Origin of the sequence: Prevotella sp. HMSC073D09 (assembly GCF_001814145.1) — a bacterium.
Taxonomy (GTDB): domain Bacteria; phylum Bacteroidota; class Bacteroidia; order Bacteroidales; family Bacteroidaceae; genus Prevotella; species Prevotella conceptionensis.
Map to the genome: position 1 here is coordinate 19,551 of NZ_KV815032.1, position 12,377 is coordinate 31,927.

Sequence of the window (12,377 nt, forward strand, 5' to 3'; positions counted from 1 at the left end):
TTGAAACAAGTTTTGTAACCTTGCTTGTCTTTTCTTTTTGAAACAAGTTTTGAAACCTTGCTTGTCTTTTCATTTTGCAGCAAGTTTCGTAACCTTGCTTATCTTTTCACTTTCTTTCTGGTGCCTATGATAGTAGAACAGCATTGAAATTTGAACACGTTGTCTAGGCATAGGTAAGTTAAATTGGTGATGGATGCCTTCACGTAACAATCCTTGTGTTGTAGTCGGCGAAAGACGAACAATCTTTCATTATGGTTGAGGTCTTGTGTTTATTTGGAGCAGTTCAACTAGATTTTCTAAATTCAATTCTGTTTGCCAATAAATGGTACTAAGGGACAAGGTATGAGTAGCATAATACAATGGTTGCAAGATTGGGCAAAGCGTCAAATAGATGGCGATTGGGAACATGAACTCGGTATTTCTATTAGTATGCTAGATAATCCTGGCTGGATTTTAAGTGCTGATATAAGTAATTATGGAGACTTTTTAACAGAGACCAAGCCTTTGGGTAGAGATAACGATGTAGATTGGATAGATTTTGAAATAAGAGTAATTGCAAAGACGTATGTCTACATTGAAATTTTTGGTGACATTAGCAAGCTGAATAAAATACTATACTCATTTAAAACGATTATCGGAGAGTTAGAAGAGATAGAGAGACAAGGAAAGGGCATCCTTTCTGCTCAACGAATAGAACAAATAATAGATGATGCCCTATCATAACTCATAAGCTTACGAACTTGTAGGGCTGTGAAAATATTTTACAAAACACATGTCGCTAGCCAACCCTTTCTAGCGAAAAATTCGGGTAAAAAGCATGCAATTAGCCGCAAAAACCTGCTTTATGCACTTCTTTTTTTAGTCCAGTTTTAAGAAATTGCCACCATTTAGCACCACTTTACCTTTCTATTTGGTCGTCGACTCACATCTTTTTCCCATCCCAATTACCTGCTTTTAGCACCTAAAAACCCATTTTTTAGCGGGTTTTCACCATGCAAAACACCTGTTTTCAATCGAAATGAAAACGCATAATCCTCAACTTTCTGTGCATTTTTATGCTTTTAGCCTTGCGTTTTGCAGCAAAATAGGCTGCGTTTAGGTGCAAAATGACCTGCGTTTTGCACCAAAATAGACTGCGTTTAGATGCAAAATGCAGTGCGTTTTGCACCATATTGCAAGGTGTTTTGCTGCTAATTGCCGCTTTTCTGCGCAATTTGGGTGCTAACTCTGCATAATCATGCTTAGCCACCTTTTACCTGCTAGTACCTTTTTTGTACCCAAACAAACCCTCTCGAGAATCGATTATTTGCGGTCGGGTGGGCGGTTGGCAGACAAAAGTGGCACTCATAATGTTAAAATTTTTGCTGAAAAGTGGACAAAAGGAGTGCTGGCGAGTTAACCAGTTGACGAGAGGTTAAGCGATTAACAAGCGGGCAAGTTTAGAAGCTTCCAGTTAGCAAGTAAGCTAGCATTGGGTTTAGTAGGTTAGTTTATCTAGTCTTACTAGACTAGCTGTCCTAGTTATCCTAGTTCTTCTAGCAATCCTAGTTGTTCTAGCAATCCTAGTTATTCTAGTTATCCTAGTTTCAACTAGTTGACGAGTTAATAAGTTAACCAGTTGGCAAGTTGGTAGGCAAACCATCCTTCCCCTTTAAAGGGCGCAGCCATCTTTTCACCTTTTCACTTTTTCACCTTTAAAGGGCGTTAGCCATCTTTTCATCTTTTCACCCTTTCACTTTTCCACTTTTAACCACTTTTTCACCTTTAAATGGTTAAGCCCCCTTCTTACTAGGCATATAGGGGCAACGCCTAGTAATAAGGGGGCTGTTATTATCTCTAACTTATGAGTTGATACCCTTTTAAGTTTGCAACCACAAGGCTTTTCGAAGCTAAGGCCTTTAAGTTGTTGGGCTCAAAGCCTTAAACATTATGGCACCTTACAGTCTTGAGAACCTCAAAGGTTTGCGCGCTTATTTGGCCTTTCCCAGCAACACCAGGGCCTTTTGCACCACATGGTTGTTTTGGTTCATGATGTGGAAGTACTCCGACATGTCCCATAGGTCGCGTGCCACCAACGCTTTCAGCTGTATCTTGATGTTCGCCAAACTGGTTTTCAGCTCCTTTTGGTCTTTGGCTTTAACCTTTTGCTTTTCGCCTTCGGCCACAATCTCGTCTATAAGCGTTTGTGGAACTTGATACTTCTTGTTGAACTCCGCAAACGAGGGATACTTTTTTTTCAGTTCCTTGCGATGCTTGTCCATGTATTGTATATTGGCGTTAACGATAATTCTCTTGGCAGCCAGCTCGCGATTGTAGCGCGAAAACTGCGTGGTGTCTAGCGGAACAAAGTAGTCGGGCATGATGCCACCGCCACCATACACCGCACGTTTGCGGCGTAGGGTTTGGTATTTCAGCGAGTCGTTTAGGTGAATGCTGTCTGCACTGTAAAGCTCGCCATTCTTAAAGCGGTTGTCTAAGTCCTTTTCGTAGTTGGCATTGTCGCCCTTGGTGTAGGGTTTCTGTATGCACCTGCCCGATGGCGTGTAATAATGAGCCACGGTTAGGCGCATCATACTACCGTCGGCAAACTCGATAGGCCTTTGAACTAAGCCTTTGCCAAACGAACGACGGCCCACGACGATGCCGCGATCTTGGTCTTGCAACGCCCCCGTTACGATTTCGGCAGCCGATGCCGAGAACTCGTTAACCAGTACGAACACCCTGCCCGTGAGCATTCCGCCATCGCCTTGCGCGCGAAACTCCTGCCTGTCTGTATTTCGTCCTTGGGTATATACGATGAGGTCGTTGCGGCGCAAAAACTCGTTGGCAACGCGCACCGCCGCTTGCAGGTAGCCGCCGCCATTGTCTTGCAGGTCGAGTATCAGGTCGGTTGCGCCCTGCAATTGCAGTTTCATCAACGCCCGCATAAACTCTTCGTAGGTGGTGGCGCCGAAACTGCCGATGCGGATATAGCCCACGCCCGGCCTGATAAGATAGTAGGCATCGAGCGTTTCGATGGGTATTTTATCGCGTTTTACATGAAAGGCCAGCAGCCCCTTTATGCCGGGGCGCACGATACCCAGCTTAACGATGCTGCCTTTGGGGCCTCGCAGTCGGCGTACGATGTCTTCTTGCGACATCTTCACCCCAGCGATGGCCGTGTCGTTAACGCTTACAATGCGGTCGCCAGCCATTACTCCCACCTTTTCTGACGGGCCTTTGGCCACGGGTTGTATAACGAGCAGCGTATCTTTGGCAACGTTAAACTGTACGCCGATGCCCTCGAACGAACCTTGCAACGATTCGTTCATGGCCTTTGTTTCTTTCGCAGTGGAGTAAGACGAGTGGGGGTCTAGCTTTTCGAGCATACCCCTGATGGCATCCTCAACTAGCTTGTTTTCGTTAACGGTGTCGACATACAAGTTCTTGATTGCCATTTCGGCAATCTGCATTTTTTGCTGCGGATTGTCTTTTCCGATGGTAGTCCGCAACTGTGCTTGTGCAGCTAGTGTGGCGAAACAAGCTGCAAGAATTAAGATTTTCTTCATATCTGTACGTATTTACTTTGGTTGGGTTGGGAGGGGTGGTAACAACAATGGTACAAGTCGGGCTGGTTGTATGTGCCGCGACAGGTTAAAACATTTCTAACTGATTTTATAAAGGCATGTTCTAAAACTTCCACGCTTATTTTTTTCTCCTTTTTAGGGTTGCTCTTCACTGTCTTTCTGTCTTTATCTGGCATCTTAGCCTAACTCTTTCAGCGGCATAGTGCACTATGTTCCCATCAAGGATTAAGCCAAGTTTGCATGGATAAAGCCTGAAAGCGCAGTGCAGGTAACTTTCAGAACACCTGCCTAGACCAATCAATAAAGCCTTTTCATCATCCTCTCCAATATCCCTAATTCTCTCGTTTAATCTTTTTCGTTCTCTCTTTCACTCTTTTCTCTCTCTATTCTCTTTGTTCTCTTAGGTGCTTTCTTCTCCTTTCTTTAACGTGTTAATAAATTATACTTCGGTGGTTTCTTCTTCTGTCGGGCCGTCAGTTTCCACCACCAAGTTGTCTATAATGAAGTTTTGGCGCTCCATTGTGTTCTTGCCCATGTAATACTCCAATAGCTTATGCACTTGGTCGTTCTTGTGCAACGTTACCTGTTCTAGTCGCATTTCGGGGCCGATGAAGTGCGTAAACTCTTCGGGCGAAATCTCGCCCAATCCCTTAAAGCGCGTAATTTCGGGGTCGGGACCAAGCTCGGCGATGGCTTTCTGCCGTTCGTCTTCGTTGTAGCAATAGCGCGTGATGAAGTCATTTTTGCGTTCGCCCTTCATCAGTCGTGCGTCGGCAGCGGCAATCACCTTCTTGCTCTTAATCTTTGTTCGGCGGTTTCGTACGCGGAACAAGGGCGTTTGCAGCACGTAGACGTGGCCTTTCTTCACCAGTTCGGGGAAGAACTGCAAGAAGAAAGTGATGATTAGCAGGCGAATGTGCATGCCGTCTACATCGGCATCGGTGGCCACGATAACCTTATTATATCGCAATGTGTCGAGTCCTTCTTCGATATCTAGTGCCGCTTGCAGCAGGTTGAACTCTTCGTTTTCGTACACCACCTTCTTAGTAAGCCCGTAGGAGTTGAGTGGTTTGCCGCGAAGTGAGAACACGGCCTGCGTGTTTACGTCGCGACTTTTAGTGATGCTGCCGCTTGCCGAGTCGCCTTCGGTGATGAAGATGGAACTTTCTTCCTTGCGATCGTTCTTTGCATCGCTGAAATGTATGCGGCAATCGCGCAGCTTTCTGTTGTGCAGGTTGGCCTTCTTTGCTCTTTCGCGTGCAATTTTGGTTACGCCCGCCATCGCCTTTCGCTCTCTTTCGCTCTCGTCAATCTTGCGTTTAATCTCTTCGGCCACGTCGGCATGTATGTGCAGGTAGTTGTCTACCTCGCGCTTAATGAAGTCGCCCACGTACTTGTTAACGCTTTCTCCGCCAGGACTCATCGTCAGCGAACCCAGCTTAATCTTGGTTTGACTTTCGAACATGGGCTCTTGTACGTTGATGGCGATGGCAGCCACCAGTCCGTTACGAATGTCAACGTACTCGTAGTTCTTCGAGAAAAAGTCCTTAATGGTTTTGGCTATGTGCTCTTTAAATGCGCTTTGGTGCGTGCCGCCCTGCGTGGTATGCTGCCCGTTTACAAAGGAGTAATATTCCTCGCCGTATTGGTTGGCGTGGGTAAAGGCAATCTCGATGTCCTCGCCCTGTATGTGAATGATGGGGTAAAGGCCGTCGTTGGTCATGCGGTCGTTCAGCAAGTCGGCCAAACCATTGCGGCTAATGATGCGCCGCCCGTTGTACATGATAGTCAGACCGGCGTTAAGGTAGGTGTAGTTGCGGAGCATTGTTTCCACGAACTCGCCTTTGAAACGATAGTTGAGGAATAGCGTGTTGTCGGGTTCGAAGAAGATGAACGTGCCGTTTTCTTCGTTGGTGTCCTCCGTGTGGTCGCTAATCAATTCGCCTCTTTCGAACACCACGCTGCGCACCTTTCCTTCTCTGTACGACCTAGCCTCGAAACGTGCGCTCAATGCGTTGACGGCTTTGAGGCCGACACCATTTAATCCCACGCTTTTTTGAAACGCCTTCGAGTCGTATTTGCCGCCCGTGTTGAGCATGCTTACGGCCTCAACCAGCTTTCCTTGCGGAATGCCGCGGCCGTAGTCGCGCACGGATACGCGCAGGTCGTCTTCCAAATCCACCTCGATACGCTTGCCGGCTTGCATCTTAAACTCGTCGATAGAGTTGTCAATCACCTCTTTCAGCAGTACGTATATGCCGTCTTCGGCTTGTGTTCCATCACCAAGTCGGCCGATGTACATACCAGGGCGTGTGCGAACGTGCTCCATGTCCGACAAGTGCCTGATGTTATCGTCGGTGTATGCCGTCTGGTTGTTGTCTTGTTGGGTGGATGTGGGCGTGTTGTTTGCGTTCGAACCTGCCGCGTTGGCTGGCCCGAATGTCATCTCTTGTTGATTATTAGGTGTTTTTTTCTTATTCATCTTCTTTTGTGGTGTCTACTAATTGGCTCATTTTGTGGTTTCGCCCAGTGTTAGAACGTCTTGATGTAACACTTCCTACGTTTGTGAATGCTAGCATCCAGCCATTCCCATTGGCTTTGAACCTTCGAGTTGGTTTCCATCTCCACCTGTGTTTCTCCCCATTCAAACCCGTACTTTTGGTAGCGCGGAATAAGGTCGGCGAAGAGCAAAGAGTTAACGCCTTTCATGCGATATTCGGGTAAAACACCGATGAGCAGCAGGTCTACCACCTTTGTTTTGTGGTATTTGATGGCCCTTAGCACGTGCCACCAGCCGAAGGGCGTTAGTCTTCCGCGGCGGCATTTTTGCAAGGCGCGCGTTAACGAGGGGATGGAAATGCCCAGTCCTACGAGCTTATTGTCGGCCGCCTCGTCTTCAACAAGGGTGATGAGGTCTAGGTCGGCCATGGGGAAGTACAGCTTTACGTACTGGTCCATTTGCTTTTCGGTAAGTTCCGAGTAGCCGTATAGGTGTCCGTAGGTTTTGTTTACTAGGTCGAAGATGCGTTTGCCGTATCCTCCTTTGAATACATCATCGCGTGTAAGTTTCTTTATTTTTAGGCTATAACGCTTTTGTATCATGTCGGCAATCTTGGCGAACTTCTCTGGCACTTCGTCAGGCACCATCAGCTTGTACTCCACGTAGTGATTGTCCACCTCAAAGCCTTCGATGCTTTCCATCAGTTGGGGGTAGTACTCATAGTTATATATGGTGGGCATGGTGCCTAGTTGGTCGAAGCCCGTTGTGAGCATGCCTTCTGGATCCATGTCGGTAAAGCCCAGCGGACCCACGATAGAGCGCATGCCCTTAGAGCGCCCATACTCTTCTACGGCATGAAGTAATGCCTCCAACACTTCTCGGTCGTTGATGAAGTCTATCCATCCGAAGCGCACGCTTTTACGGTCCCACTTCTTGTTGGCGCTGTGGTTGATGATGGCAGCAACGCGCCCCACCAGCTTTCCCTCTTTGTAAGCGAGGAAGTATTCGGCCTCGCAGAAGTCGAAAGCCGCGTTCTTGTCTTTGCTCAACGTATTCATCTCGTCGCTGAACAGGTTTGGCGCGTCATACTCGTTACCCTCGTATAGGTCGTAATGTAGGTCGATGAACGCCTTTAAGTCGCTTTTGGTGCAGACTTTCTTTATTATCACTGCAGACATGTGCTATGTATATTATTTGCTGTTTTTGTTTTTTTTGCCTTTTCTCAAAAGCCTCAGCCGCATGGCTTGGGGGCTTACTTGCGCGTGGGCAAGGTTAGAAAAAGGGTGGTTTAAGCCGAACGTATCTGTGCTTTAACTTGCAAATGTACAATAAAATGCGCAGACTTCAAAGAAGTTTTTGTAAAATGCTCCTTTTATCTCACATCTTTTTTGTTACTTTGCGGTAAGATATGACAAGTATGGAATAAAAGAACAACAGATGTTTGATGGCGTATGGAAGGGGAACAAGGCTATTTATCGCGGTGTTAAAAATGCGTAACGCACCGCAGTTTTGGTTGCAATAGCTTTTGTACTCGGAATAAAACGCCTACTTTTGACCAACGTTTGACAGTAATCTTATAACAAATTTAATACACAAATGGTATGCAAAAAACTCTCTTGCTTTTGTTTTTTCTTGTGTTATGGACTAGCCTTAATGCACAGATAAACATTACAGGCCTAGTTCAAGATGAGGCTGGTCATCCCTTGGAAGGTGCCGTTGTGAGTCTCGTCTCGGATGGAACAAAAGAAAAACAAAATGCAATCAGTGATGCAAATGGTCGTTTTGGTTTAGCCGTTAACAAGGATAAACACTTCGACAACCTCTTAGTAACTTATCTTGGCTATGCCGATTATCATGTAAGATTGGAGAATGTGGTCCATGATTTATATTTGGGTGAGATAACCATGCTGCCTGTTGAACGGACGATGCAAGAAGTAGAGGTGGTGGGGCAACGTGAAATACAAAAGATAGACCGTAAGATTATCATCCCTTCCAAACTCCAATTGAAAGCTGCTACCAGTGGATTTGGCCTATTGCGAAACATGCAATTGTCTGGAATTAGGCTCAACACCATCGATAATACCATACGCACATCTACGGGCGAGCCCGTTCAATTGCGCATCAATGGCGTGAAAACAACTATTGCAGAGATAAAGTCCATTCGCCCACACGATGTTCTAAGAGTGGAATATCACGATATGCCTGGCGCGCGCTATGCAGGTGCGGCAGCCGTTATCGACATTATCGTTAAATATAAGGAAAGGGGAGGCAATGTTAGTGGCGACTTAACCAATGGCGTTTCGATGCTGGGCTTTGGCGAATATCAGCTGTCTGCCAACTATCATGAAGGCAAATCGGAACTGAAAGCGATGGCATGGTGGAACAGACGTGACCTGAAATGGATAAGGGAAAATACCGAAACATACTACTATAACGGCCGAACTTTAACCAACAGAGAGATAGGCGACCCCACAAAAGCTAAGTTCAATAACTTTGATTTCTCTCTGTGGTATAGCTACGCGGTTAACAAAAGCGTGTTCAGTGTTATATTCCGAGACAGGTATAACCACGTGCCGAACTCCACTACCGATAGGATTAGCACTTTATATACGGAGAACAAAACCTATCGCATCAACGACTTTATGCGCACGCACGACAATTCGCCCTCGCTAGACCTGTACTTTCATACCATGCTACCTCACCAACAGACTATCTATTTCGACCTCGTTGGCACTTATATCGGCAGTGGAAGTAATCGTAAATACACCTTGTTTGAGACGGGACACAATGATCAAGACTTTGTTTCCGAAACAACGGGGCGTAAGTATTCGCTCATCGCCGAAGGTATATACGAAAAGATGTTCAACCGCAGCAAGCTTTCTTTCGGTGTTAAGCATACGCAGATGTACACCAAAAACAGTTATAGCGGGACAATAGAGAACCTAGTTAAGCTGAACACATCGGAGACTTACCTTTATACCGAGTGGCTTTCTAAACTGGGGAAACTAACTTATACCTTGGGATTGGGGGCAATGCGGATATACAATAGTCAGGTAGACAACAGCCTTAGCTCGCTAATCTTTCGGCCTAGGCTATCGCTTGCTTACAATGTGACAAACAGCTTGGTGATAAAATACACAGGATACGTGTCGGGTTATGCACCTTCGCTCTCTAACATGAGCGACGTTTCGCAAGACATTGACATTTATCAGCTAAGACGTGGAAACCCAAATCTAAGGGCAGTTACTTTCGTATCGAACAGTCTTTCTGTAGATTGGGCGACGAAATGGCTGAATGTTGGCCTGTACGGAAGGTACAGTTACGATCACAAACCCATTATGGAAGAAACGCTATTAGAGAACGAACGTTTTGTGCGAACGATGAACAATCAACGCGGTTTCCACCGGATTAACACCCACGTTGATTTTAAACTCCACCCTCTTGGCGATTGGCTTTCCCTTCAAGTAACGCCATTCTTCAACCGATTCGTCAGCAATGGCAACCATTACACCCACACTCATTCCAACTGGGGGATGCGTGGGCAGTTGCTAGCCATGTATAAACAGTGGCTTTTGGCTGCCGAAATGGAGACGAGCCAGCATAGCTTGTGGGGCGAAACGCTAGACAAAGAAGAGGCTAGCCATAATATAGCTCTTGGATATAACAAGGACAAATGGGCGGTACAGTTAGTGGTGGCGAACCCATTCACCACTCTTTATACCAACGAAGTGGAAAACTTGTCGCGCATTGCGCCTGCCAACAAACTGGCGTATTCCAGAAATCTGCGGCGCATATTCATGGTAAACGTGTCGTTCAATCTCGACTTTGGAAAGGCCAAGGCCGCAGGAAACAAGCGCATAACCAACACTGATGAGAATACGGGCGTGCTGCATGGCAGATAATGCCCTTTATTTAGATGATATTAGATAAGCCATAAACAACAGCCGAATATGGGAAAAGGAAAGAAAGGAGGCAAGCGCCTCACCAAAAAGCAGGTGGCCGAAAGGCTGCAACAGTTTTTCGAGCAACATCCGGGGAAGACTTTCAGCTTTAAAGAAATCTTCAAGAACCTGAAACTCGACACGCATCCGCTCAAGATGCTGGCCATCGACGTGATGGAAGAGATGGCTTGGGACGACTTCTTAACCAAAGTGACCGACAGTTCGTATCGACTGAATCAGGCCGGACAGGTGCTCGAAGGCCGTTTCGTACGCAAAACCAACGGCAAAAACTCGTTCGTACCCGACGATGGCTCATTGCCCATCTTCGTAAGTGAGCGAAACTCCATGTCGGCACTTAACGGAGACCGCGTTCGCGTGCAGCTGATGGCGCGCCGCAAACGACATATCAAGGAGGCGTTGGTTATCGAAATACTGAAACGTGCCAAAGACCAAGTGGTGGGAAAACTGCGGGTTGAACGCGATATGGCGTTCCTCGTAACCCCCGAAAACCTATATGTACACGACATCTTCGTGCCTAAACGTAAGCTTAAAGGCGGCAAAACGGGTGATAAGGCCGTGGTGAAAATAACCCAATGGCCCGATGCCGAACACAAGAATATCATGGGAGAAGTAATTGATGTGCTTGGTCCTACGGGCGAAAACGATGTCGAGATGCACGCCATCTTGGCCCAATACGGCTTGCCCTACACTTATCCCAAGGCGGCAGAAGAGGCTGCCGAACGCATTTCGGCCGAGATAACGCAGAAGGATTACGACGAACGCGAGGACTTCCGCAACGTGTTTACCTGCACCATCGACCCGCGAGATGCCAAGGATTTCGACGATGCACTGTCTATTCGCATGCTCGATAAGGGCCTTTGGCAGGTGGGCGTGCACATAGCCGACGTGAGTCATTACGTTACCGAGGGCAGCATCATCGACAAAGAGGCCATGAAACGCGCCACAAGCGTGTATCTTGTAGACCGCACCATACCCATGTTGCCCGAACGGTTGTGTAACTTTATCTGCTCGCTTCGCCCCGATGAAGAGAAGTTGGCTTATAGTGTTATCTTTAATATGGACGAAAACGCCGACGTAAAGGCTTATCGTATCGTGCACACCGTGATAAAAAGCGATAGGCGATATGCTTACGAAGAGGTGCAACAACTGTTGGAAGACAACGGTGTTGTTGACGGAACGGGCGAACCTGCGCCGCCAGCACCGAAGGGAGGATATAAAGGCGAGAACGCCGACAGCTTGATAATGCTGGACAAACTGGCCAAGAAACTACGCGAAAAGCGCTTTAAGAACGGTGCCATAAAGTTCGACCGCGAAGAACTTCACTTCGATGTTGACGAGCAAGGCAAGCCCATTCGCGCCTATTTCAAGCGTTCGAAGGATGCCAATAAGCTGATAGAAGAGTTTATGCTTTTGGCTAACAAGACCGTGGCCGAGAGTGTTGGCAAGCCCAAAGGCGGCCGAACGCCCAAGACTTTGCCTTATCGCGTGCACGATAATCCCGACCCGCAGAAGCTCGAAACCTTGCGCGAGTTCATCATGAAGTTTGGTTATAAGCTGAAAACAACAAGCACTAAGGGCGAAACCTCGCGCTCGTTGAATAAGCTAATGGACGAGGTGGCGGGCAAACGCGAGCAAAACCTCATCGAAACCATCGCCCTCCGCGCCATGATGAAGGCCAAATACAGCATCCATAACATAGGTCACTTCGGCTTGGCCTTCGATTATTACACGCATTTCACCAGTCCTATACGCCGTTATCCCGACACGATGGTGCATCGTTTGCTTACGCGTTATGCCGCAGGAGGCCGCAGTGCGAACAAGGAACACTATGAAGAACTGTGCGAGCATTCGTCGGAGATGGAGCAGGTTGCACAGAATGCGGAGCGCGATTCCATTAAGTATAAGATGGTAGAGTTTATGGCCGACAAGCTGGGCGAAGAGTATGATGCGCACATCAGCGGCATTGCCAGCTATGGTATCTATTGCGAGATAGACGAAAACCACTGCGAAGGCATGGTGCCCATGCGCGATTTGGACGACGATTACTACGACTTCGACGAACGAAACTATTGTCTTGTAGGCAGGCGACGCCACCGCAAGTACCAGCTTGGCGACCCTATTCGCATACAAGTGGCTCGTGTAGACCAAGAGAAACGTCAGCTAGACTTCACTGTGGTTGATAAATAAAACCTCACCCCCTGTCCCTTTTCCCTTTGGAAAGGAGGCAGGGGGTGTGCTTCATTCATCATCTTTTCATGGCTTTCTCCATCCTTTCACCTTTTCACTCTTTCACCTTTCCACGGCGTTAGCCACCCTTTCACCTTTTCACCTTTAAAGGGCGTTAGCCAT

General features: G+C 47.2%; 6 protein-coding genes. 3 read left to right on the forward strand and 3 right to left on the reverse strand.

The window, feature by feature from the left end; genetic code table 11:
* The first annotated feature begins 342 nt into the window (after positions 1 to 342).
* Positions 343 to 723, forward strand: a complete 381-nt coding sequence (locus HMPREF2955_RS01450) for an Imm53 family immunity protein (RefSeq protein WP_070720206.1) — start codon at positions 343 to 345, stop codon at positions 721 to 723.
* Positions 724 to 1,970: 1,247 nt separating this feature from the next.
* On the opposite strand, the gene HMPREF2955_RS01455 is transcribed toward HMPREF2955_RS01450, so the two are convergent.
* From HMPREF2955_RS01455 to HMPREF2955_RS01465, 3 genes are all read right to left on the reverse strand, one after another.
* Positions 1,971 to 3,548: a S41 family peptidase gene (locus tag HMPREF2955_RS01455; protein WP_070720208.1), complete on the reverse strand. Its 1,578-nt coding sequence runs from the start codon at positions 3,546 to 3,548 to the stop codon at positions 1,971 to 1,973.
* A gap of 457 nt (positions 3,549 to 4,005) precedes the next feature.
* A complete protein-coding gene (locus tag HMPREF2955_RS01460) occupies positions 4,006 to 6,048 on the reverse strand; it encodes a DNA topoisomerase IV subunit B (RefSeq protein WP_070720210.1) in 2,043 nt (680 codons plus the stop codon).
* Positions 6,049 to 6,098: 50 nt separating this feature from the next.
* The gene (locus HMPREF2955_RS01465; protein WP_070720212.1) at positions 6,099 to 7,244 is read right to left on the reverse strand and encodes an N-acetyltransferase; all 1,146 of its coding nucleotides are present in this window, start codon (positions 7,242 to 7,244) and stop codon (positions 6,099 to 6,101) included.
* Between the two features lie 423 nt (positions 7,245 to 7,667).
* Here HMPREF2955_RS01465 and HMPREF2955_RS01470 point away from each other — a divergent pair, with 423 nt between their 5' ends.
* The gene (locus tag HMPREF2955_RS01470; RefSeq protein WP_070720214.1) at positions 7,668 to 9,968 is read left to right on the forward strand and encodes a TonB-dependent receptor; all 2,301 of its coding nucleotides are present in this window, start codon (positions 7,668 to 7,670) and stop codon (positions 9,966 to 9,968) included.
* A gap of 48 nt (positions 9,969 to 10,016) precedes the next feature.
* Complete coding sequence (gene rnr / locus HMPREF2955_RS01475; protein ID WP_070720216.1) at positions 10,017 to 12,215, forward strand: ribonuclease R; 2,199 nt, start codon at positions 10,017 to 10,019, stop codon at positions 12,213 to 12,215.
* Positions 12,216 to 12,377 lie beyond the last annotated feature (162 nt).